Genomic DNA, 22,062 nt, shown 5'->3' on the forward strand with positions numbered 1-22,062 from the left:
GGTAAATTAGCTGAGTCGAAGTCAGTTGCCGCCGCCGATTTCTTCGGATGACAGAGACGTTCCGATGACAGAGACGTTTATCGCGTGAAGGGTGTACCCATGGCATCAGCAGTTGCAGGACCACAGGCATTTCTCGTGGGCGGTGCCCGCACTGCAGTCGGCCGCTACGGCGGTGCCCTCTCCGCCGTCCGCCCCGATGACCTGGCTGCCCTGGTGGTCCGCGAAGCCGTGGTCCGCGCCGGCCTGGATCCGGACAGCATCGACGAGGTCATCCTCGGCAACGCCAACGGCGCCGGCGAGGAGAACCGCAACGTGGCCCGGATGGCCATCCTCCTGGCCGGACTTCCCCTGCACATCCCCGGCATCACCGTGAACCGGCTCTGCTCCTCCGGCCTGAGCGCCATCATCATGGCCAGCCAGATGATCAAGTCCGGCGCCGCGGACATCGTGGTCGCGGGCGGCGTCGAATCCATGAGCCGGGCCCCTTGGGTGCAGGAGAAGCCCCGGACGGCCTTCGCGAAGCCGGGCGAAATCTTCGACACCTCCATCGGCTGGCGCTTCGTCAACCCGCTGTTCAAGAAGGGCGGGTTCTCCCGCGACGGCAAAATGACGTATTCCATGCCGGAAACTGCCGAGGAAGTCGGCCGTGTCGACGGCATCTCCCGCGAGGACGCCGACGCGTTCGCCGTCCGCTCGCACGAGCGCTCCCTTGCCGCCATCGCCGCCGGCCGCTTCGCCGCGGAGATCGTCCCCGTGACCGTCAAGTCCCGCAAGGGCGAGACCATCGTGGACACTGACGAGGGCCCCCGCGCCGGCACCACTATGGACGTGCTCGCCGGGCTCCGCCCCGTTGTCGCCGGAGGCTCGATTGTGACCGCAGGCAACTCCTCCACGCTCAACGACGGCGCGTCGGCCATCATCGTGGCCTCCGAGGCCGCGATCAAGAAGTTCGGCCTCACGCCGCGCGCCCGCATCCTCGACGGAGCCTCCGCCGGCTGCGAGCCCGAGATCATGGGCATCGGCCCCGTCCCGGCCACCCAGAAGGTGCTGGCCCGGACCGGGCTCAGCATCGGTGACCTCGGCGCCGTCGAACTCAACGAGGCGTTTGCCACCCAGTCGCTCGCCAGCATGCGCCGGCTCGGCCTGGATCCGGAGATTGTGAACCGCGACGGCGGCGCGATCTCCCTGGGGCACCCGCTGGGTTCGTCCGGCTCACGGATCGCTATCACGCTCCTGGGCCGGATGGAACGTGAAGACGCGAAGATCGGCCTCGCCACCATGTGCATCGGCGTCGGCCAGGGCACGGCCATGCTGCTGGAGCGGGTCTAGTGGCGGCCCCGCAGACGGCCCTCAGCCCGGCCGATTTCAGCACGCTCCTGATCGAGGAGCGTGAGGACCGGCTGGTGGTGCTGCTCAACCGCCCCGAGGTCCGCAACGCCATCGACCAGCAGATGGTGGACGAGCTCCACCTGGTCTGCGCCGCCCTGGAGCGGAATCCCAAGGTGCTCATCATCGCCGGTGTGGACGGGGTCTTTGCCTCCGGGGCTGACATCGCCCAGCTGCGTGAACGCCGCCGCGACGACGCCCTGCAGGGCATCAACTCCACCATCTTTGTCCGGATCGCCAAGCTGCCCATGCCCGTCATTGCGGCGCTGGACGGCTTTTGCCTGGGCGGCGGCGCCGAGCTGGCGTACGCGGCCGACTTCCGGATCGGCACGCCCGGCGTGCGGATCGGCAACCCGGAGACGGGGCTCGGCATCCTCGCCGCCGCCGGTGCCAGCTGGCGCCTCAAGGAGCTCGTGGGGGAGCCGGTGGCCAAGGAAATCCTGCTCGCCGGCGTCGTGCTTCGAGCCGAGCGGGCCCTGGCCGTCAACCTCATCACGGAGATCCACGAGGCCCCCGAGCTGATGGCTGCGGCCCACAAACTGGCCGACCGGATCGCCACGCAGGATCCCCTGGCTGTGCGGATCACCAAATCCGTGTTCCACGCCCCGGCCGAGGCGCATCCCCTGATCGACCAGCTGGCACAGGGCATCCTCTTTGAATCCCAGGCCAAGTTCGACCGCATGCAGGCGTTCCTTGATAAAAAGTCAGCCAAATCCGACAAGAAGTCAGACAAGAAGTCAGACGCGACGTCAGACCGGAAGAAGTAGAAATGAGTAACTCCGCACTCCCCGCAAACCTTCCCGCCGCCGTCGGCGTCCTCGGCGGCGGCCGCATGGGTGCCGGTATCGCCCACGCCTTCCTGATCAACGGAGCCAACGTCCTCGTGGTCGAGCGCGACGAGGCCTCGGCCGAGGCCGCCCGCGAGCGGGTCGAGTCCGCCGCCGCCAAGAGCATCGAACGCGGCGCCACGGACGGTAACCTCGACGAAATGGTCTCCCGGCTCTCGGTGACGGTGGACTACGACGACTTCAAGGACCGCCAGCTGGTCATCGAGGCCGTTCCGGAGGACTGGGACCTGAAGGTCACCGCCCTCCGGGGGATCGAGGAGAGGCTCGCCGCCGATGCCTACCTCGCGTCCAATACCTCGTCGCTGTCCGTCAACGGCCTGGCCCGCGAGCTGAAACGCCCCGAGAACTTCCTGGGACTGCACTTCTTCAACCCGGTGCCGGCGTCGACCCTCATAGAGGTGGTGCTCGGCGAGCAAACCTCCGGGCCTCTCGCCCAGGCAGCCCGCGGCTGGGTCGAAGCGCTCGGCAAGACCGCCGTCGTCGTCAATGACGCCCCCGGCTTTGCCTCCTCGCGGCTGGGCGTGGTGATCGCCCTCGAGGCGATGCGCATGGTGGAGGAGGGCGTGGCCTCCGCCGAGGACATCGACAACGCCATGGTCCTCGGCTACAAGCACCCCACCGGCCCGCTGCGGACCACGGATATCGTGGGCCTGGACGTCCGCCTCGGCATCGCCGAATACCTGCAGTCCACGCTGGGCGAGCGCTTTGCCCCGCCGCAGATCCTCCGGGACAAGGTGGCGCGCGGGGAACTGGGCCGCAAGAGTGGCAAGGGCTTCTTCGACTGGACCGACTGAGACGTCGGACTGAGACGTCGGACTGCGACGTCTGCCTGCGACGTCTGCCTGGGACGCCGCCCCGGGACGCCGGCCCGGGACGTAGGACTGAGACGCCGGCGAACGCTCATTGGGGCGTCCGCGCGCGCGCCTGCCTCTAGGATGGTGCCGTGACTTCCACTGAACCCGCTCCGATCAAGCCGATCACCCTCACCGGCAAGTACGTCGTCCTGGAGCCCTTGAACCACGACCACCACGACGGCCTGGTGGAGGCGGTCCGCGACGGCGAACTGTGGAAGCTCTGGTACACCGGGGTGCCCGCCCCGGAGCAGATGGCTGCCGAGATCGACCGGCGCCTGGAGCTTCAGGACCGCGGCTCGATGCTGCCGTTCACTGCCCGGCTGATCGACCCCGCCACCGGCGGACCCGGCACGGTGATCGGCATGACCACGTACATGAACATCGACGCCGCCACGCCCCGGGTGGAGATCGGCTCCACCTGGAATGCCGCGTCCTCGCACGGCAGCGGCAGCAACCCCGACTCCAAGCTGCTGCTGTTGCGGCACGCGTTCGAGACGCTCGGCTGCCCCGCCGTCGAATTCCGGACCCACTGGCTCAACCACCAGTCCCGCGAGGCGATCGCCCGGCTGGGAGCCAAGCAGGACGGCGTGTTGCGCAGCCACACCCGCACCAGCGACGGCGCGCTCCGGGACACAGTGGTGTTTTCCATCCTCGAGCACGAGTGGCCGATGGTCCGGGCGGGCCTGGAGGCCAGGCTGGCAAAACTTCGTTAGGGCCCCGTCAGGGCGTGGAGTAGGCGCCTGCCGTCAGCAGCGCTGAGTAGTATCCCTGGTAGCCGGCAGCGTTCGGATGGAAGTTGGCAGGGTCCAGCGGAGCAGCCGGGTTGTAGTTGATCCAGGGGTCGACGGAGTTGGCAGCGTGCCCGGCGAAAGCGCCCGTCACGTCCACGTACAGCGCGCCGGTGGCCTGCGCTGCTGTGAAGATCACCCCGTTGAGGCCCAAGGTCACCGCGTTGGCTTTAGCGGTGAACTCGTCAACCGGCGCGAACAGGTACGGGTAGCCGGTGAGAACAATTTTCGCGTTGGGAGCGGATGAGCGGACGGCCTGCACCAGCGCAACCAGGCGGCCGCCCACGGTCCCGATCATGCTCGAGGCGAACGCCACGGCAGCGGCGCAGTCCGGACTGCCGGGGTTTGGTGCGCAGGCGGCCAGGACGGCAGTTGTGTTGAGGTCATTGCCACCGGCCGTGATCGTCACAACGTCGGTGCTCTTTTCCAGTTTCTTCAGCTGCGTCGCCGCGACGTCCAGCGTGGTTGCTCCACTGCATCCCGCATTCGTCACCAGGCGGACGGACTTCTTGACGTCGGCATCGGCCGGGTAGCTACTCGCAGACCGGAGACACACAGGATCCAAATACGGGCCCGCTCCCTGCCCAGCGGCGTAGGAATCGCCCAGCGCCACGTAGGCGATGGGCGACGCAGCCCCGGCCGGTACCGCCGTGAATCCCAAGGCAAGCGCCATGGCAGCCAACCCGCCCGCAAAAGCCGTGCGCCGCCGTCGTAATATCCGTTCACCCATCAGTTTCCCCTTAGCTGTGAATTGTGTATCGAATTGACTGGCCTGGCCACTGGCCACTGGCTGACGCCAGTGCAGCAATCTTAGGGCAACGGTACGCACGCGCCGCAGTCCCGGACACGGTGCGCCCTACTCGTTAATTTGGAAGGACCTTCGGTTGGCCTACCTTGATCACGGCTGTCGGCTACCCGGACCTTGTGGTTAGCTGACGTAGTGGAAGAGTCTCGGAAGCGCGTGGGCTGGGACGGGGCCGTCAACGCCTGGCAGGTCGCCGGCGGCGTTTACCGCATGGGACGCCGGGAATGGCTCACCGAGGCCGGCTGGCAGCAGGCGTACGACGGCGGCATCCGGACCGTCATAGACCTCCGCAATCCGGAGGAGAGACAGCGCCGGGAGACCGATCCGCCGGTGGGCCAGGAGGCGATGGCAGCGTTCGACGTCGTCCTGGCCCCCACCGAAGATCCCGGCAACAGCGAGTTCCGCGAGATCTGCGGGCCGTACCTGAACAATCCCGTGTCCTATGCCGACAACGCGAGGCTCTTCCCGGAGAAGCTGGCCGGTGTGTTCAAGGCAGTGGCTGCCGCGCCGGGCGGCGTCGTCATCCATTGCTCGGCCGGCCGGGACCGTAGCGGAATGATCGCGGCGATGCTCCAGGACCTCGCCGGGGACAGCGACGAAGCCATTGTGATGGGCTATCAGCGCGCTATGAGGGGCATCAATGAGCACCGCCGGCAGTCGGCAACCCCACATCCGCATGAACGGTACCTGCAGGAGGAGGTCCTGGTGCCCCTGCTGGAAATTCGCGGCGGAAGCCTGCTGAAGTTCGTTCGCTCCTTGAAGACCGGGGAATACCTTCGCCGACATGGGGTGACCGCGCCGGAGCTCACTGCCGTTCTGGCCAAGCTGGGCAGATAAGGTATCGGAGTGAAGACTCCGAAGTTTCAGCTGGTGAAGTTTCAGCCCGTGGTGCGGGCTGCCGCGGCTGTCGCGATTGCGGTTGCCGGTTCGTTCTGGGCAGTTCCGGCGCTGGCCGAAGCCGGGGTAGCAGAACCGGCGCCGGCCGAAGCCTGGGTAGCAGAACGGGCGCCGGCGACGACGGTGCTGGCGGCGCCGCCGGCGACGCCGACCCCCTCGACCTCTGTGGCTGAAGCCTCTTCGCCTGCAACAGCGGCGGCGCCTTCGCCGGCAACAGCGGCGGCTCCGGCCGTCAGCGACGCCGGACTCGCTCCGGCCGTCAACGACGCCGGACTCGCGGAAGCCATTCGGCGGGACCTCGGCATGACGCTCGAGGGATTCAACGCCGCGGGCGAGCAAGCCAAGCGCGCTGCCGACGCCGTGCCCTTCTTGCGGGGACTCCCCGGCTATGTGGGGATCAGCCTAAAGGACGGGAAGATTACCGTCGAAGGCAGCGGAACGCAGCTGCAGGCACGGGTGGATGAACTGAACCAGGCGGGACCGGCGGATTTTGTGCTGGCGGCCCCCTCAGCTGCCGCGCCTGCCGGCCCCTCAGCTGCCGCGCCTGCCGGCCCTGCAGCTGCCGCTGCCGGCCCTGCAGCTGCCGCTGCCGTGCCCGCGGCACCCTCGGCCGCGGAGCTGGTGGCTTCCAGTACGGACCAGCTGTTCGAGGCCTACGTCCGCGAAGTCGGCCCCGCCGGGCTGCAGGCCGTTGCCTATGCCGACGGCCACTTCGTCGTCCGCACCGGCGGATTCAATACGCCTGAAGCCGGTCTTCCCCTCGCCCTCGACAAGCAGCTTCCCACGGGGTCGTCCGCGACGCCGGCGGCTGCGATCCCGGCGGCTGCGCCGGGCAAGATCTCACCGGCAGACTTCGTGGCCCGCTACGCCAACGTCCAGCTGGAAAAAGGTGCGCCGATAAAGACGGAAGAGGACTTCTTCGGCGGCCAGGGCTACGTTATCGACAAATCCGCCATCTGCTCAGCGGGGTTCGGCGCGTACAGTCCTGACGGACTGCCCGTGGTGCTGACGGCGGGACACTGCGCCGGAGACGGAGCGGCCAAGGCCGCAGAAATTGAGTCCCCGAGCTCGGCTCCGGCAGGCGGATCGACGACGCCGCTGACGCGCCCGCTCGCTTCCCTTGGCAGTTTCGGCTTCAGCCAGTTCGGCGGCCCGAGCAACTCATGGATCACCGGCACCGAGACCAGCCCCGGCAACGTGGGCACCGACATTGCCGTCATCGAGTCCCTCCGGACCGGAGTCAACGTCCAGCCTGCTGCGACGCGCTGGTCCCTCAGTGCAGCTGACGACCCCGCCAACCCGGGTCCGACTGCCGTGAAGATCATCGGCATGCTCTCCCCGTTCCAGGGCCAAGACGTATGCCGCTCCGGACGGACGTCGGGTTGGTCCTGCGGCACAGTGAAGGAGCTAGGGACCTACGTTGTGGGGGGTGGTACCAGCATCACCAACCCCGCCGATCTTCGGGCTTTCCGCGGCTTCCTTTCCACGGACGTCCAGTCCAGCGGTGGAGACTCCGGCGGGCCCTGGATCAGCGGCAACTACGCGGTCGGCACCCACTCCGCCGGGGACGCTCCCCCCGCACCCGGTCAACCTGTAGAAAACTTTGCCATCGCTACGGCGCTTGAGGACTCCATCACCCAGATCCCGGGCGGCGTGCAGCTTCAGCTCTTCCTGAACAAGCCCGAGTTGGTAGCACCCGCGAACGGCGCGACTTTCACGGCCGGGACGCTCATCACGGGGCGCGTCCCGGCGGCTCCGGCGTCCGCCGTCGCCGCCAATTCGAAGGTGCGCATTACCGTCGCGGGCCAGCAGCCCGACCAGCAACCGCTGGAGGTGCCGGTCGACGCCGCGGGAAACTGGTCCTTCGCCGCGCCGTCGTCCACTGGGCGGTTCCAATTCTCTGCGGAGACTGTGAACGGATTCAGCCGATCAGGCGCGGCATCCCTGTCGATCACTGTCTCGGACCTTGTGGCACCAGTAATCACCACTCCCGCAGAGGGGGTGGCACTGCATGCCGTTGACCGCATTGACGGCACAGGAACGCCCGGGCTGACGGTGCTGCTTTCGGGCGACGTCACAGGTTCGGATACGGTTTCGGCGGACGGCCACTGGAGCATCAACGTAGCCGGCCCGCCGGCCTTCGGCGAACTCTCGGTCGGCGCCGTGCAGAGGTCCCCAGGACATGTGGACAGTCCCTCGACAACCCGGAGCTTTACGGTGACGCCGCCTGCGCCCGCTGTATCGACCGTTCAGGACGGTCTGCACTTTCCCCACGATGCAGTTCCGCAGCGGATCTCCGGTACGGGGCTGGCCGGCGCCGTGGTGGCCGTAAGGATCGATGGTGCAGATGCGGGCCAGACTGCTTCGAACGGGAGCTGGAGCGTGCCGTTCCCTGCGGGGCTTGCGGCAGGGTCGCACACCCTGTCTGTCAGCCAGTCAGTCGACGGCGTCACCTCGGCTCAGGCTGAAATCACCTTCGTCATTGACCCGGTTCCGGTTGTGGCGCCGGCTGCGGCCGTCGCGCCGGCAGCGGGTTCCGGCCAGCTTGCGGCCACGGGAGCCGGCACCCTGCTCCCTGCCGGCGCGATCGGTGCCGGTGTGCTGCTCCTGGGCGGGGTGGCGTTGGTAGTGGCCAGGCCCCGGTCCCGCCGGTAGCTGTCGCGCTACTGGAAATCCGCCAGCCAGAGGTCCGGGCCAAACACTTCATATTGGATGTCTTTAGCCGGTACGCCACGTGCAACGAGGGCGCTCCGGACTGCCTGCAGAAACGGCAGAGGCCCGCACAGGTAGTACTCGGCGTCGTCGGGTAGCTCCACGGCGTCGACGTCCATGAAACCCGAGAACTCGTTGTCGGCAGCCGTCCCGCCCTCCGACGGTTCCAGGAACCACGTGTGCAACGACCCGTCCGTCAGCTGCGCGAGATCCTGGCTGACCTGCTCCCGCAGCGGGAACGAGGCCGCGCTGTCATCGGCATGCAGCAGCATGACCCGTCGCTGTGAGCCGGACTTCACCAGATGGGAAAGCATTCCCGCCATCGGCGTGATGCCGATGCCCGCACTGGCCAGGACCACAGGCCTGTCCGTGTACTCCAGCACCACGTCACCGAAAGGTACGGAGAGCACCACTTCGTCGCCCACCTGGACTTCGTCGTGGAGCAGGCTGGACATCTCGCCGTCAGGAGTGGCCAGCCCATGAACCCTCTTGACCGCGAACTGCCGGTGCAGCCCGTCGTCGGCCCTCGTCAGGCTGTACTGCCGTGGCTGCTGCACGCCGTCGTGCATGGCCATCTTGATGGTCACGTACTGTCCGGGCAGGGATGGCTTGACTTCGCGTTCGTCGGTCCGTTCAACGATGAACGTGACCACGTCGTCAGTCTCCTGGATCCGCTGGGCCACCCGCCAGGTCCGCCACACGGTGTCGGGCGAAAGGCGCACGGCGTTGTAGAGCCCACGTTCTTTGTTGATGAGGGTGTTGGCCATTAGCCAATACACCTCGTCCCACGCAGCGGCAACGTCGGCGGTGACAGCGTCCCCGAGGACGTCCACGATGGCCCACATCAAATGGTCGTGGACAATCTGGTACTGGTCCGGGCCCAGTCCGAGCGAGACGTGTTTGTGGGCTATCCGCGAGAGCAGATGGTCCGGCAGCTGATCAGGTTTGTCCACCAGGAAACCGGCGAACGCAGCGATGGATCCCGCCAGCGCCTGCTGCTGGCGCCCATCCGCCTGGTTCCCCCGGTTGAAGAGGCCATCCAGAAGGTCCGGCCGCGCTTCGAACATGTGTTTGTAGAACCGTGTGGCAATCTCCTCAATGTGCTCGCCCACAACAGGCAGCGTTGCCTTGATGACAGGAACAGAGGTGTCTGAGAGCATGGTGAATCCCTTCCGGTGTGACCGGTTATTCCAGGCGGTTTTGGCTGACTCAGCTCTGCCAATCTAACAGTCCGGGCCGGTGCCGTTCCGGGTCAATTGGCCCTTCAACACGGCGGGATTTGGGTGTATCAGGGGTTCAGCTTCCGCGGCCGACGCTGCCCGCGGCCGGGCGATGCTGCCCGCGGCCGGGCGATGCTGCCCGCGGCGCCTCAGGCGTCCGGTTCGACAACACCGATGGCCGCGCCAGCAAGGACTCCCTCAATGACACCAGCTGGCTGCACGCGGCAAACCCGATACTGGCGCGGCCCATCACTGGGGGTTTCGCCCAGTCGATCCACGCCGTGATGCTCACCGCCGCCGTGCTCACAGGCATCGCGTTCCTGGTCAGCTTCGCCGTGCCGAACAGGAAACTCACCGACCCGAAGGCTTCTGCGGTGCCGACGGCGGCTGACGCCGGGTCCGCGGTCGCCCACTAGAGCGCCACGGCGGCTCCAGGGCGCTGACCCGTCACGGCAGGCAGTGTTTTGGAACTGCCTGCCGGTTCGTTTCCCGCCTATTGCAGGGGACGGGGACCCGGCGGGCGTTGAAAGTCTGCCTGGCGTGACGCACGGAGTGACAAGCGGGGGCCGGACGGCGGGGCGTGGGCCGTCATCTCGCTTCCCGGAGGAAGCCCGCCGTTCCGTCAGCCCGCGCGTCCGAGTTTGATGATCTGCCCGGCCGCGACTCAGGCGTCCGGATCGACAACACCGATGGCCACTGCCAGGTCCTGCCAGGACATGCCGACGCCCTTGAAAACATTCGGCCGGTCATCCCGGCGAACGACGGCGCCGGTGACCACAGAGCGGATCGGCACCAACGCGTCCTCACGCAAGGTTGCTTCGGAAATGGCCATCACCACGTCGCCGGCTTCGCGCAGCGCGGTGGCGGTGTCTTCAACCGTCACCAAGGACCGTCCCAGCAGTGCGGCGTCCAGTTCACGCCGGTCTGTTTCATGCGAGCCCATCGCGACGACGCAGGCGCCGTCCTTCACCAGTCCGCCGTCGAACAGCGGCTCGGCGGCGGAGGTGGCGCAGACAATAATGTCCGCAGTGCCGGCGTCGGCCGCGCTGCCGACCTCAGCCGGCAGACCCCAGTCCTGCGCCTGTTTGACTGCCGCGCGGACCCGCTCCGGGTTCCGCCCCACCACGGAGATCCGCGTCAGGGGGCGGATTTCCGCGAAGGCGCGGATGTGGGCCACCGCCTGCGGGCCGGTGCCGAAGACCATCAGGTGGGCCGCGTCCGGCGCCGACAGATGATCGGCAGCGACGGCGGACATCGCCGGCGTCCGCAGCTCGGTCAGCACCGAGCCGTCCAGCAGCGCCTGTGTGGTCAGGGTCGCGGTGTCCATCAGAACATACGTTGCCTGGATCCGCGGCAGGCCGGCTGCAGAGTTGTCCGGCGAGACGGATGCCACTTTGGTTCCGGTCCAGTCACCGAGAACCGACGGCATCAAAAGCAGGTGCCCGGTGCCGGCCGGTATATTGATCCGGTCCGGGTCCGAAGCCGGGTCAAAGCCGCCCGAGAGCGCCTTTTCCAGCAGCAGGCGGGCCCGCGCAGGGCTGACGCTGGCATGCACGTCAGCGGCACTGTGCCACTGCGGCCCTGCCCCGCTTCGTCGTTCCACCGGTCTCAGGCCTTCCGGTCCAGCAGCAGGTTGGTGATCCGCATCGTGCACAGCCGCTGGCCGGCGTCGTTGGTGATCACAACCTCGTGGGTAGTCAGCGTCCCGCCAAGATGGATGGGAGTGGCCGTGATCGTGATGATCCCCTCCCTGGCCGACCTGTGGTGGGTGGCCGAGACGTCCACGCCCACGGCCGTCTTGCCCAGGGTGCTGGCATGGATGACGGCGGCCCAGGACCCCACGGCCTCGCCCACAGCCAGCGAAGCCCCGCCGTGCAAGAGCCCGAACGACTGCCGGTTGCCTTCCACCGGCATGGTCGCTACGACGCGTTCCACGGATTCCTCGACGATTTTCACGCCCATCTTCTCGTCAAGCTCGCCGAGGGTGATTTTCCACGGCTCGGTACTGCCGGGCTCGGGCGTCATGGCGTCTCCTTTGTGGCCTGGCGGCCAATGGCTCAGACCGATCAGTGCTGCCGCCGCTAGTGTGCGTCAGGCCTCATTCATGTACTGTAGATATATTACCGAACGGACGGTCAGTAATGTTCTGGCCGTGTTGATCTTGCCCCGCGTTGGAAGGACCCGTCAACGATGACCACCACTGCCCTACCCACAGTAAACACTGTAGAGATCGTGCCGAGCTTCATCCGGGATTCCTGGTGGACCCCCGGCGCAGCCTCCGCAGCCGGCGCAGCCCCCGTCCTCGACGCCAGCACCGGCGAACTCCTCGCCAAGGTGAGCACCGAAGGACTCGACCTCGCCGCCGTCGTGGACTACGGACGCACCACCGGGCAGGCGGAACTCGGGAAGCTGACCTTCCACCAGCGCGCACTCAAGCTCAAGGAATTGGCGCAGTACCTCAACGGGCGCCGTGACGAGTTCTACGCCCTCTCGGCGCAGACCGGTGCCACCAAAATCGACTCGATGATCGACATCGACGGCGGCATCGGCGTGCTGTTCACCTTCGGATCCAAGGGCCGCCGCGAACTTCCCAACTCCCAGGTGGTGGTGGACGGCCCCATGGAGGTGCTGTCCAAGGACGGTTCCTTCGCCGGCGAGCACATCTTCACCCGCATCCCGGGCGTGGCCGTGCAGATCAACGCTTTCAACTTCCCGGTGTGGGGCATGCTCGAGAAGCTCGCCCCCGCCTTCATCGCCGGGGTCCCCACCATCGTCAAGCCCGCCACCCCCACCGGCTACGTGGCCGCGGCCGTGGTGAAGGCGATCGACGAATCCGGCATCCTCCCCAAGGGTTCGCTGCAGCTGATTTCCGGCTCCGTGCGCACCCTGCTGGACCACCTCGACTACCGCGACCTCGTGGCCTTCACCGGCTCCGCCTCCACCGCCAACACACTGAAGTCCCACCCGAACGTGGCCAAGGGCGGGGTCCGCTTCACCTCGGAAACCGACTCCCTCAACGCCGCGATCCTGGGCCCGGATGCCGTCAAGGGCACGCCGGAATTCGACGCCTTCATCAAGTCCCTGGTCACCGAGATGACCGCCAAGGCCGGCCAGAAGTGCACCTCGATCCGCCGCGCCATCGTCCCCGAGGGGCTGGTGTCCGACGTCGTGGCCGCCGTGGGGGACCGGATCCAGGAGCGCGTGGTGTTGGGTGACCCCCGCGCCGAGGGTGTCACCATGGGCGCCCTGGCTTCCCGTGAGCAGCTCGCCGATGTGCGCGCCGCCGTCCAGGCCATGCTCGACGCCGGCGGAGAGCTCGCGTACGGCACCCTGGATTCGCCCAGGGTGACCAGCGCCGACGGGAGCGTCGGCGTCGTCGGCGACGGTGCCTTCATGTCCCCTGTGCTGCTCAGCTGGGCTGATCCGGAGGCTGAGGAGGTCCACTCGCTCGAAGCGTTCGGCCCGGTTTCGTCGGTGATCGGCTATACGGACCTGGCCGACGCCGTCCGCCTCGCCGCCCGGGGCGGCGGCTCGCTCGTCGCCTCGGTCTGCACCAACGATCCTTCCGTGGCGCGGGAGCTGGTCACCGGCATCGCGGCGCACCACGGCCGGGTGCTCATGCTCAACCGCGAAGACGCCCGCAGCTCCACCGGCCACGGCTCACCGGTTCCGCACCTGGTCCACGGCGGCCCCGGCCGCGCAGGCGGCGGCGAGGAACTGGGCGGCATCCGTTCCGTCATGCACCACATGCAGCGCACAGCCATCCAGGGCTCACCCAACATGCTGACTGCCGTCACGGGCATCTGGCATACCGGGGCTAACCGCAACTTCACCCTCGAAACCGAATCCCAGCACCCGTTCCGGAAGCACCTGAGCACGCTGCACATCGGCGACGCGATCCGCTCAGAACTGCGCCAGGTTTCGCTGGAAGACATCACGGCGTTCGCCAACTCCACCGGCGACACGTTCTACGCCCACACCAACGCCGAAGCCGCGGCGGCCAACCCGTTCTTCCCCGGCATCGTGGCGCACGGCTACCTGCTGCTGGCCTGGGGCGCGGGGCTGTTCGTGGAGCCAGCTCCGGGCCCCGTGCTGGCCAACTACGGCCTGGAAAACCTGCGCTTCATCACCCCCGTGGCTGCCGGCGATTCCATCCGGGTCACGCTGACGGCCAAGAAGATCACCCCGCGTGAGACCGACGAGTACGGCGAGGTGGCCTGGGACGCCGTGCTGACCAACCAGAAGGACGAAATCGTCGCAACCTATGACGTCCTGACCCTCGTGGAAAAGTAGGCAGTTCGGGATCTCGCCGAGGTGAGACTTCGCGCCCATGTTTTTGAAAGCATTGGCGCGAAGTCTCACCTCGCCGAGTCAATTCGCGGGCTCTTTCTGCCCCGCTCCGGCGTAAAATTTTGAACGTAGGAGGTGGCGAAATGACCCTAGTATTGAACAAAGCCACAACGGTCCTGCCAGTCGATGATGTAGCGCGCGCCCGCAGTTTCTACGCGGACACGCTGGGGCTCCCACACCGTGGAGTGGCAGACGACGGAAGTGAACTATTCGGCACAGACGGCGGCCCGATGCTGCAGCTGATGCCCGTCAGGGACGGAAAGCATTCCGAGCACACGTCCCTGAGTTTTGAGGTCAGCGGGATCGAGCGGACCGTCCAGGAGATGGAGTCCAAGGGCATCAAGTTCGAGGACTATGACCTTCCGGATCTCAAGACAGAGAACCATATCTGTACAACGGATTCGGAGAAGTGCGCCTGGTTCATGGACTCGGAGCACAACATCCTCTGCGTTCACGAGAGCATCACCTCGGTGGCTGACTACCAGCTCTGATCGGCTCCCAAGTCTGATCGGCGGACAGATATCAAGGCTCTGATCGGCGGACAGATATCAAGGCGTCCCGGCTGGCCGGGGCGCCTTCCCGCTGTCCGGGTCAAAGCCGTCCCGACGGTCCTGCGGCCGGGACCACGGCGTGACGGGCCTGGGCTGGAGCACGCCGCCAACCGTCACATCCATCCGTTCGTTGAAGAAGCTCACCAGGCCGTGGATCTGGGCTGCGTCGCGGAAGCGCCTGTCGTAGCTCCAGGCGACGTTCCGGCCACTCTCGGAGCCCGGGTACGTCCAGTAGCTGGCTTCGCCCTTGTAGGGGCAGACGGTCCTCTTGGGGCTTTCCTCCATCAGGTCCATCCGCACGTCCGCGGGCGGGATGTAGTAGCGGACCGGGAGTAAGGTCTCGTACAGCAGTTGTGCGCCGTTCGTGCTGGCGAGCGTGACGCCGTCGAGCGCTATCTGCACGTCCACGGAGGAAGCCCGGATGTCCACGCGGTGGAACGGGTCGCGGGGGTGGCCGATGATTTCTTCGTCGTCCTCCAGCCACTCGAAGGCGCCGAAATCCAGCACGACATACCCGGACAAGTCCGGGTCGTCCGGGCGGAAGGCGGCCCCGGGCGCCGTCGTCGTTCCCGTGACGACGTCGAGTTGTTCGCCGGGGGTGGTGTGCCTGCCGAAGCCCGTCCTCGGGTCCAACGACGGAGGGGCATCCGCGGACAGTTTGACCCCGAACTCGGGGACATCGGCTCCCAAGCTGCCCGGAATCGCGAGACGCGCCAGCAGTTCCTCCTCCGGCACTGCAAAGATCGGGGTGATGCGCCGCGGTTCCCAGACGAGGTAGGCATGCAAAGTGTCGACGACGGCGTCCCCGCCAAGGCTCGCGCGGATCCTTTTGGCGGTCGGTTCATAGCGCAACTGGGGAAATGTCCCCAGGATCACTCCGGATAGTTTCGTGGCCATGGTCCAAGGGTGGGCGCAGTGCCATGTGCCGTCAATGGGCATCGCCGGACGCGACAGCGCATCCGGCAAGCGGGGAAACTAGCGGGGCGCGTGGAGGCCGTGGAACGCCATGGTGATGACGTCGTCGGCCAGCTTCTCCGGGGACAGCGAGCCGCCCGGCTTGTACCACTCAACGATCGAGTTGATCGTGCCGAACAGCAGGCGCGTGACGGTGCGGGGATCGATGTCCTGGCGGAGCGAACCTTCATCGCGGGCCGCAGAGATCAGGGCCGCCACCTTGTGGTCGAAGGTGCGCCGGCGCTCCATCGCGTTCCGTTCAATCTCCGTGTTGCCGCGCAGGCGCAGCAGCAGCGTGACGAACGGCAGCCGTTCCACCAGGACCGAAATGGTCCGGCGGAGCACAAACTCCAGCCGGGCCTCGGCCGAGCCGCGCTGTGCGTCGGGCTGGTCCAAGATGGCCTCCAGCCCGCCCAGGGCGTGGTCCAGGGCGAGCTTCAGGAGATCGCCCTTGGACGGCACATGGTGGTAGATCGCGGACTTTGAGATGCCCAGGTTCTCGGCGAGGATGCCCATGGATGTGGCGTCGTAGCCGTGGCGGTTGAAGACGTCGACGGCGATCAACAGCACCGACTGCTGGTCATAGCCGGGACGGCCGCGCTTGGTGGTGGTTGCTGTGGTGGGCATACTCGCTAGTTTCTCATGAACGGTCGGTCGGCCCGGCCAGGGTGGCCGGGCCGACACGAGGACTGGTTCAGGCCTTGGGGCGCATGTCGTAGATCCGGCGCAGCTTGCCGTTGGACCGCTCAAGAGTGCCCGGCTCGACGACGTCGACCGTGCAGGAGGATCCCACATGGATCTTGATCTGCTGCTGCAGGACCTTGGCCGCCGTCGCGCTCTGCTCGACCGAAACGGATTCACGGCGCTCAATCTTGACGGTCAGCCGGTCCATGCGCTGGCCCTCGGGGCGGGTGAGTTCCAGCTGGAAGTGCGGGCTCAGCTCCGGGATGCGCAGGGCGATTTCCTCGATCTGCGAGGGGAAAAGGTTCACGCCGCGCAGGATGATCATGTCGTCGCTGCGGCCGGTGATCCGCCCCATGCGGCGGTGCGCCGGGCGGGCGGTGCCGGGCAGCAGCCGGGTGAGGTCCTTGGTGCGGTACCGGATGATCGGCAGCGCCTCCTTGGTCAGCGAGGTGAAGACCAGTTCGCCGTGTTCGCCGTCGCCCAGGACTGAGTCCACGCCGATGGCGGGACTGAACGCATCGACGATTTCGGGGCGGAAGTGGTCCTCCCAGATGTGGCTGCCGTCCTGTGTTTCCACACATTCGCCCGCCACGCCCGGGCCCATGACCTCGGAGAGGCCGTAGATGTCGCAGGCCTTGAGGTTCATGGTCACTTCGAGTTCGTGGCGCATCTCCTCAGTCCACGGCTCGGCGCCCAAGACGGCGTACTTGAGCGAGGTGGAGGCCGGGTCGATACCCTGCTTGATCATGGCGTCGGCGATGGTCAGCAGGTAGGTGGGGGTGGACAGGATGGCGTCGGGCTTGAAGTCCTGGATGAGCGTGATCTGGCGTTCGGTCTGGCCGCCGGAAATGGGGATGACCGTGCAGCCCAGGGCTTCGGCGCCGGCGTGGGCGCCCAGGCCGCCGGTGAACAGGCCGTAGCCGTAGGCGTTGTGGACCTTCATGCCCGGTCGGACACCGGATGCGCGCAGCGAGCGTGCCACGAGTTTGGCCCAGTCGGCGAGGTCCTTCTTGGTGTAGCCCACCACGGTGGCGCGGCCGGTGGTGCCGGAGCTGGCGTGGATGCGGGCCACCTCGTGCTGCGGCACGGCGAACATGCCGAAGGGGTACTCCAGGCGGAGGTCTTCCTTGGTGGTGAAGGGGAACTTGCCGAGGTCGGAGAGCTCGCGGAGGTCCGTGGGGTGGACGCCGGCCTCGTCGAACTTGCGCTTGTAGAGCGGAACGCGGTCGTAGGCGTAGGCCAGGGTGTGCTGCAGGCGGCTGAGCTGGAGCGCCTCGAGTTCGTCGCGGGAGATGGTTTCCTCGCGGTCCAGGACGGCGCCAGTAGTGGCGGCGACGGTTTCTTGGGTCATCTGTGTTCCCTGTTTCTATTTCTTGGAGATGGTGCGGCTGCGGCCGCGGAACTCGGCGATGAGCTCCCCCGGAGGGGTATCGGCAGCGGCAGCTGCGGGGGTATCTGCAGCGGCGGCTGCTGGAGCCGCGCCGGCAGGGGGCGTTGCCGGGGCTGGTGGGGCCGGATCGGCGGCGTAGATCTGGACGTCGTACAGGCCGCTGCGCCCGGTGCTGGCGCGTCGGTTGGCGACGGCCGTCAGGACCTGGCCGCGGAACGCCGGCTTGAGGAAGTTGATGTCGACGCCGGCGGCAACCGTGATGGTGCCTGTGTCACCGACTGCGTCAGTCCCGGCTGTGTCAGTCCCGGCTGCGCCAGGGTCCGGGGTCGCCGGGTTGCAGGCGAGGGCGAATGCGGTGTCGCCGAAGGCGAAAACCATTCCGCCGTGGGCCATGCCGAAGCCGTTGAGCATTTCCTGCCGGAGCGTCATGCGGATCGTCGCATGTCCGTCGCCCAGTGACAGCACTTCGATGCCCATCCATTCGGAGGCATAGTCGTCTTTCAGGATGGGGTGGGTGTCACCGGAAATCGTCAGTTCAGCCATGCGTCGTTGCCTCCAGCTTTATTTACCGAATGTTCATTAGGTAATCCCATTTGGGTGCCTGCTGTCAAGAGGTGAAAGTATGTGGGGACACACCACCGGCAGCAAAGGGCGGGCCATGGCTAAAGGAATCTACGTCAGTGCGACCACTCCGGGCTCCGGCAAATCGCTCATAGCCCTGGGTCTGGCGGACACGTTGCACCGGCATGCGGACCGGATCGGCTTCTTCAAGCCGGTGGTCAACGGTCATGATGCCGCCTCGGACCCGATGGTTGCCGTGATGAAGGCCCGCTTCGACCTCGACGACGATCGCTGCCGCGGCGGGTTGACGTTCGCCGAGGTCCGCGGGCTGCTTGCCGAAGGAAAGCGCGAGGAAATCGACTCCCGCTGCGTGGAGATCTTCGCCGAGATGGCCCGGCACTGCGACGTCGTGATCGTGGAGGGGACGGACCTCACCGGCCAGGACGCCGCCGTCGAGTTCGATCTCAACGCCCGGCTGGCGAACAACCTGGCGGTTCCGGTCGTCGCCGTCGTCGGGGCGAGGGGCCGCACCGTGGCGGAGGCCGCGGACGCCGTCGCGGTGGCCCGCAAGGAGCTCCTTGCCGAGCGGTGCACGCTCCTGGCCATCATGGTCAACCGTGCCGATCCCGAACAGCTGGACGCGATCGCCGCGGCGGTCCGCCCGGGCGCCTCCGGCCGGCCCGTTTACGTCTTACCGGAACTGGACGACATCGCCAGGCCCACCACGGGCGAGGTGGCCTCCGCCCTGGGCCTCGGCCAGGTGGCCGGGCTGCCGGACCTGGAACGCGATGTGCGCTCCATCAAGGTGGCGGCCATGAGCGTGGCCAATTTCCTGCACGAGCTCGACGACGGCGCGCTCGTCATCGTGCCCGGTGACCGTGCGGACGTGCAGGTTGCCTGCCTGGCCTCGTCTTTCTCGCCGGAGTTCCCGGTTCCCTCCGCGCTGATCCTCACCGGTGGCCTGGCCCCCGATGCCAACATCTACTCACTGCTGGCCCAGGCCCCGTTTCCGGTCTTTGCCGCGTCCGACGACACCTACGTCACGGCCAAGCGCGTCTCCGAGGTGCGGAGCGAGATCTGGTCCGGGCACCGCCGCAAGGTGGCCTCGGCCCTGGGACTCTGGTCCCGGCGGGTGGACGAGGCCGAGCTCGTGGAACGGCTGCACCTGCCGCGGCCGGAACGGATGACGCCGCTGCGCTTCTTGCACGAGCTCATTGAACGGGCCCGGTCCCAGCGCCGGCACATCGTCCTGCCGGAGGGCAAGGACGTCCGGATCCTGCGGGCCGCCGAAATCCTGCACCGCCGGGACGTCTGCGAGCTCACCGTTCTGGGCCGCGAGGCCGATGTCCGCGAGGCCGCGTCGACCCAAGGCATCGACCTCTCCGGCATCAATATCGTGGACCCGGCCACCTCGGAGCTGCGCCAGGAGTTCGCGCAGAAGTACGCGCAGCTTCGGGCGCACAAGGGGGTGGACCTGGCGAAGGCCCTCGAAGTGATGCAGGACGAGAGCTACTTCGGCACCATGATGGTCCAGCTGGGCGTCGTGGACGGCATGGTTTCCGGCGCCGCCCACACCACGGCCCACACCATCCGGCCGGCGCTGGAGTTCGTGAAGACCCGCGACGGCGTTAAGATCGTCTCCTCCGTGTTCCTCATGCTGATGCCGGACCGGGTGCTGGTCTACGGCGACTGCGCCGTCAACCCCGAGCCCAATGTAGAACAGCTCGCGGACATCGCCGTGGCCTCGGCGGAAACGGCGGCCCAGTTCGGCGTCGAGCCGCGAATCGCGATGCTCTCCTACTCGACGGGCGGCTCCGGCGCCGGCGATGCCGTGGACGCGGTCCGCCAGGCGACCGAACTGGTGCGGCAGCGGCGCCCCGACCTCGCGGTGGAGGGCCCCATCCAGTACGACGCCGCGGTGGACGCCGCCATCGCCGAGTCCAAGATGCCGGGCTCGTCCGTCGCGGGGCAGGCGACCGTGTTCATCTTCCCCGACCTGAACACCGGCAACAACACCTACAAGGCGGTGCAGCAGTCCTCCGGCGCGGTCGCCGTCGGGCCCGTGCTGCAGGGGCTGCGCAAGCCAGTCAACGACCTCTCCCGCGGCTGCACAGTGGAAGACATCGTGAACACGGTGGCCATCACCGCCATCCAGGCCCAGTCAGTAGAGGCCCAGTCAGTGGAACCCGCGTCGGTGGAACCCGCCTCAGTGGAACCCGCAACTTCAGAAGCCAAGGCTTAGGAGTCCCCATGCTCGTGCTCGTCATCAACTCAGGATCGTCCTCGCTCAAGTACCAGGTGCGCGACGTCGAAGCCGGCAGCGTGCTCGCGGAAGGACTCGTCGAGAAGATCGGAATGGGCAACGGCGGGGACGGCGACGGCGCGCTCGAGGGTCCGCGGGACCACGCAGAGGCCCTGGAGCTGGTGGACGCGGCCATCCACGCCGCTCTCGGCGACCGCGCACTCGACGCCGTGGGCCACAGAGTGGTGCACGGCGGGGAGCGCTTCGCCGAGCCGGTGCTGGTCAACAACGAGATCACGCGCGCCATCGAGCGGCTGAACCCGCTGGCGCCGCTGCACAACCCGGCCAATGTGCTCGGCATCCGTGCGATCGCCAAAAAGTGGCCGGAACTGCCGCAGGTGGCCGTCTTCGACACCGCCTTCCACCGCACCCTGCCCGAGCACGCCTGGCGCTATGCGGTTCCGGACGAGCTCTACACCAACCACGGGATCCGCCGCTACGGCTTCCACGGCACTTCACACGAGTACGTCGCGCACCGGGCGGCGGCCCTGCTGGACGTCCCGGTGGAGGAGTTCGACGCCGTCATCGCCCATCTCGGCAACGGCGCCTCCGTCACGGCGATCCGCGGCGGCAAGTCCGTGGACACCTCCATGGGGTTCACCCCGCTGGAGGGCCTCGTCATGGGCACCCGCTCCGGCGACCTGGATCCTTCCATCCTGGTCTTCCTGGGCCGGGCCGGCTGGTCCCCTGAGGACCTCGATTCCATGCTGAACCGCCAGTCCGGGCTCAAGGGACTCGCCGGGAACAACGACATGCGCACGGTGGTTGAGGCCGCCGATGCCGGCGATGCCAGGGCGGCCATGGCCCTCGCCGTGGCCTCCTACCGTCTGGCGAAGTACATCGGCGGCTACCACGTGGCCGTCGGCGGGGCCAAGGCCCTTGTGTTCACGGCCGGAATCGGCGAGAACTCGCACCAGTTCCGGTCCCTCGTGGCGGAGCGGCTGGGTGCCCTCGGGGTGCAGCTCGACGCCGGCCTGAACCGTGAACGGTCCAAGGAGCCCTGCGTCATTTCCACGCCCGCCTCGGCCCTGCCGGTGCTGGTGGTGCCCACCAACGAGGAACACGCCATCGCCGAGGCGACGGCCGCCGTCGTCCACCATTCATCGACTGCTCCGCAACGGCCCTTTTGACGCCTCAGAACGGCGGTTGCGGAGCAATCGATGGAGGAGTGGGTCTTAGGCTTGGATGATGACAAAACTTGAGCTGCCAATCCACACGGACCGGCTGGTCCTGCGCCGTTTCGAAGCCGGGGACCTGGACGCTTACCATGCCTACCATTCGCTGCCGGAGACCGCACGGTTCCTGCCGCGTGAGGCCAAGAGCTACACGCAGTCCATGGAGATGGTGGGCCGCTATGCGAATTTCGAATTCGAGAAGGAAGGCGACTGGGTCTGCCTGGCCATCGAGGCCGCGGACTCGCCGGGGCTGCTCGGAGAAGTCGTACTGAAGTGGATGCCCGGTTGCGGGCAGGCCGAGGTCGGCTGGAGTCTGGCCCCGGAGGCACGCGGCAGGGGCATCGGCAGGGAGGCTGCAGGGGCACTGTTGAAACTCGGCTTCGAGGAACTCGGCTTCCACCGGATCGACGCCAAGCTGGATGCCCTGAACACCGCGTCCGCCGCGCTGTGCGACCGCCTCGGGATGCGGCTGGAATCCACCCAGATGGACAAGTGGCACTACAAGGGACAGTGGGCGACGGAAGTCGTCTACGCCATCCTTGCGGAGGAATGGAGTGCCAGGAACGCCGGCGCTTGACGCCTAAG

19 protein-coding genes and 1 pseudogene are annotated in these 22,062 nt (G+C 67.2%); 12 read left to right on the forward strand and 8 right to left on the reverse strand.

The window, feature by feature from the left end:
- Positions 1–99: 99 nt before the first annotated feature.
- From ACQCSY_RS13215 to ACQCSY_RS13230, 4 genes are all read left to right on the forward strand, one after another.
- Complete coding sequence (locus tag ACQCSY_RS13215) at positions 100–1,329, forward strand: thiolase family protein (RefSeq protein WP_427129416.1); 1,230 nt, start codon at positions 100–102, stop codon at positions 1,327–1,329.
- Positions 1,329–2,153, forward strand: coding sequence for an enoyl-CoA hydratase/isomerase family protein (locus ACQCSY_RS13220; protein ID WP_427129417.1), 825 nt, complete (start codon positions 1,329–1,331; stop codon positions 2,151–2,153). Before ACQCSY_RS13215 ends, ACQCSY_RS13220 begins: the two co-directional genes overlap by 1 nt.
- A 2-nt stretch (positions 2,154–2,155) precedes the next feature.
- Positions 2,156–3,028, forward strand: a complete 873-nt coding sequence (locus ACQCSY_RS13225) for a 3-hydroxyacyl-CoA dehydrogenase family protein (RefSeq protein WP_427129418.1) — start codon at positions 2,156–2,158, stop codon at positions 3,026–3,028.
- A 149-nt stretch (positions 3,029–3,177) separates the two neighbouring features.
- Positions 3,178–3,801: a GNAT family N-acetyltransferase gene (locus ACQCSY_RS13230; protein ID WP_427129419.1), complete on the forward strand. Its 624-nt coding sequence runs from the start codon at positions 3,178–3,180 to the stop codon at positions 3,799–3,801.
- A gap of 7 nt (positions 3,802–3,808) precedes the next feature.
- Here ACQCSY_RS13230 and ACQCSY_RS13235 read toward each other — a convergent pair whose 3' ends face one another.
- Positions 3,809–4,606 carry an SGNH/GDSL hydrolase family protein gene (locus ACQCSY_RS13235; RefSeq protein ID WP_427129420.1) on the reverse strand — a complete coding sequence of 266 codons (798 nt, stop codon included), beginning with the start codon at positions 4,604–4,606 and terminating at the stop codon, positions 3,809–3,811.
- A gap of 210 nt (positions 4,607–4,816) precedes the next feature.
- Between ACQCSY_RS13235 and ACQCSY_RS13240 the strand changes: the two genes are divergently transcribed.
- Together ACQCSY_RS13240 and ACQCSY_RS13245 are read left to right on the forward strand one after the other, a co-directional pair.
- On the forward strand, positions 4,817–5,518 hold the full coding sequence (locus ACQCSY_RS13240) for a tyrosine-protein phosphatase (RefSeq protein WP_427129421.1): 702 nt from the start codon (positions 4,817–4,819) through the stop codon (positions 5,516–5,518).
- A 33-nt stretch (positions 5,519–5,551) separates the two neighbouring features.
- Positions 5,552–8,233 (forward strand): hypothetical protein, encoded by a 2,682-nt coding sequence (locus ACQCSY_RS13245; protein ID WP_427129422.1) that lies wholly within the window; start codon positions 5,552–5,554, stop codon positions 8,231–8,233.
- Positions 8,234–8,241: 8 nt separating this feature from the next.
- Here ACQCSY_RS13245 and ACQCSY_RS13250 read toward each other — a convergent pair whose 3' ends face one another.
- Positions 8,242–9,450, reverse strand: a complete 1,209-nt coding sequence (locus ACQCSY_RS13250) for a globin domain-containing protein (RefSeq protein WP_427129424.1) — start codon at positions 9,448–9,450, stop codon at positions 8,242–8,244.
- A 242-nt stretch (positions 9,451–9,692) separates the two neighbouring features.
- Here ACQCSY_RS13250 and ACQCSY_RS13255 point away from each other — a divergent pair.
- Positions 9,693–9,926 (forward strand): annotated as a pseudogene (locus ACQCSY_RS13255) (MFS transporter); the annotation flags it as partial.
- A 248-nt stretch (positions 9,927–10,174) separates the two neighbouring features.
- On the opposite strand, the gene ACQCSY_RS13260 reads toward ACQCSY_RS13255, so the two are convergent.
- Positions 10,175–11,113, reverse strand: coding sequence for an ornithine cyclodeaminase family protein (locus tag ACQCSY_RS13260; protein WP_427129426.1), 939 nt, complete (start codon positions 11,111–11,113; stop codon positions 10,175–10,177).
- 5 nt (positions 11,114–11,118) lie between these two features.
- Complete coding sequence (locus tag ACQCSY_RS13265; RefSeq protein WP_427129428.1) at positions 11,119–11,535, reverse strand: PaaI family thioesterase; 417 nt, start codon at positions 11,533–11,535, stop codon at positions 11,119–11,121.
- Positions 11,536–11,700: 165 nt separating this feature from the next.
- Here ACQCSY_RS13265 and paaZ point away from each other — a divergent pair, with 165 nt between their 5' ends.
- Together paaZ and ACQCSY_RS13275 are read left to right on the forward strand one after the other, a co-directional pair.
- On the forward strand, positions 11,701–13,803 hold the full coding sequence (paaZ, locus tag ACQCSY_RS13270) for a phenylacetic acid degradation bifunctional protein PaaZ (RefSeq protein ID WP_427129429.1): 2,103 nt from the start codon (positions 11,701–11,703) through the stop codon (positions 13,801–13,803).
- A gap of 140 nt (positions 13,804–13,943) precedes the next feature.
- Positions 13,944–14,351 carry a VOC family protein gene (locus ACQCSY_RS13275; protein WP_427129431.1) on the forward strand — a complete coding sequence of 136 codons (408 nt, stop codon included), beginning with the start codon at positions 13,944–13,946 and terminating at the stop codon, positions 14,349–14,351.
- A 57-nt stretch (positions 14,352–14,408) separates the two neighbouring features.
- On the opposite strand, the gene ACQCSY_RS13280 is transcribed toward ACQCSY_RS13275, so the two are convergent.
- The 4 genes from ACQCSY_RS13280 to ACQCSY_RS13295 form a co-directional block, all read right to left on the reverse strand.
- Positions 14,409–15,308: a DUF427 domain-containing protein gene (locus tag ACQCSY_RS13280; RefSeq protein WP_427129433.1), complete on the reverse strand. Its 900-nt coding sequence runs from the start codon at positions 15,306–15,308 to the stop codon at positions 14,409–14,411.
- 78 nt (positions 15,309–15,386) lie between these two features.
- Positions 15,387–15,992, reverse strand: coding sequence for a TetR/AcrR family transcriptional regulator (locus tag ACQCSY_RS13285; protein WP_427129435.1), 606 nt, complete (start codon positions 15,990–15,992; stop codon positions 15,387–15,389).
- Between the two features lie 67 nt (positions 15,993–16,059).
- Positions 16,060–17,400 carry a phenylacetate--CoA ligase PaaK gene (gene paaK, locus ACQCSY_RS13290; RefSeq protein WP_427129437.1) on the reverse strand — a complete coding sequence of 447 codons (1,341 nt, stop codon included), beginning with the start codon at positions 17,398–17,400 and terminating at the stop codon, positions 16,060–16,062.
- Between the two features lie 15 nt (positions 17,401–17,415).
- Entirely contained in the window at positions 17,416–17,982 is a 567-nt protein-coding gene (locus tag ACQCSY_RS13295) for a hotdog fold thioesterase (protein WP_427129439.1), read from the reverse strand.
- Positions 17,983–18,097: 115 nt separating this feature from the next.
- Between ACQCSY_RS13295 and pta the strand changes: the two genes are divergently transcribed.
- Genes pta through ACQCSY_RS13310 form a run of 3 tightly spaced genes read left to right on the forward strand, consistent with a single transcriptional unit; the run spans position 18,098 to position 22,054 of the window.
- Positions 18,098–20,242 carry a phosphate acetyltransferase gene (pta, locus tag ACQCSY_RS13300; protein ID WP_427129441.1) on the forward strand — a complete coding sequence of 715 codons (2,145 nt, stop codon included), beginning with the start codon at positions 18,098–18,100 and terminating at the stop codon, positions 20,240–20,242.
- 8 nt (positions 20,243–20,250) lie between these two features.
- Entirely contained in the window at positions 20,251–21,432 is a 1,182-nt protein-coding gene (locus ACQCSY_RS13305; protein ID WP_427129443.1) for an acetate kinase, read from the forward strand.
- Positions 21,433–21,490: 58 nt separating this feature from the next.
- Positions 21,491–22,054, forward strand: coding sequence for a GNAT family N-acetyltransferase (locus tag ACQCSY_RS13310; RefSeq protein WP_427129445.1), 564 nt, complete (start codon positions 21,491–21,493; stop codon positions 22,052–22,054).
- Positions 22,055–22,062: the final 8 nt, after the last annotated feature.

Source organism: Pseudarthrobacter sp. S9 (assembly GCF_050156545.1).
Taxonomy (GTDB): domain Bacteria; phylum Actinomycetota; class Actinomycetes; order Actinomycetales; family Micrococcaceae; genus Arthrobacter.

Bases quoted from the DNA above. Each gene is read 5' to 3' on its own strand.
- ACQCSY_RS13215 (WP_427129416.1), top strand. From the start codon at position 100: ATGGCATCAGCAGTTGCAGGACCACAGGCATTTCTCGTGGGCGGTGCC.
- ACQCSY_RS13225 (WP_427129418.1), top strand. From the start codon at position 2,156: ATGAGTAACTCCGCACTCCCCGCAAACCTTCCCGCCGCCGTCGGCGTC.
- ACQCSY_RS13235 (WP_427129420.1), bottom strand. From the start codon at position 4,606: ATGGGTGAACGGATATTACGACGGCGGCGCACGGCTTTTGCGGGCGGG.
- ACQCSY_RS13250 (WP_427129424.1), bottom strand. From the start codon at position 9,450: ATGCTCTCAGACACCTCTGTTCCTGTCATCAAGGCAACGCTGCCTGTT.
- ACQCSY_RS13265 (WP_427129428.1), bottom strand. From the start codon at position 11,535: ATGACGCCCGAGCCCGGCAGTACCGAGCCGTGGAAAATCACCCTCGGC.
- paaZ (WP_427129429.1), top strand. From the start codon at position 11,701: ATGACCACCACTGCCCTACCCACAGTAAACACTGTAGAGATCGTGCCG.
- ACQCSY_RS13275 (WP_427129431.1), top strand. From the start codon at position 13,944: ATGACCCTAGTATTGAACAAAGCCACAACGGTCCTGCCAGTCGATGAT.
- ACQCSY_RS13280 (WP_427129433.1), bottom strand. From the start codon at position 15,308: ATGGCCACGAAACTATCCGGAGTGATCCTGGGGACATTTCCCCAGTTG.
- ACQCSY_RS13285 (WP_427129435.1), bottom strand. From the start codon at position 15,992: ATGCCCACCACAGCAACCACCACCAAGCGCGGCCGTCCCGGCTATGAC.
- paaK (WP_427129437.1), bottom strand. From the start codon at position 17,400: ATGACCCAAGAAACCGTCGCCGCCACTACTGGCGCCGTCCTGGACCGC.
- ACQCSY_RS13295 (WP_427129439.1), bottom strand. From the start codon at position 17,982: ATGGCTGAACTGACGATTTCCGGTGACACCCACCCCATCCTGAAAGAC.
- pta (WP_427129441.1), top strand. From the start codon at position 18,098: ATGGCTAAAGGAATCTACGTCAGTGCGACCACTCCGGGCTCCGGCAAA.
- ACQCSY_RS13305 (WP_427129443.1), top strand. From the start codon at position 20,251: ATGCTCGTGCTCGTCATCAACTCAGGATCGTCCTCGCTCAAGTACCAG.
- ACQCSY_RS13310 (WP_427129445.1), top strand. From the start codon at position 21,491: ATGACAAAACTTGAGCTGCCAATCCACACGGACCGGCTGGTCCTGCGC.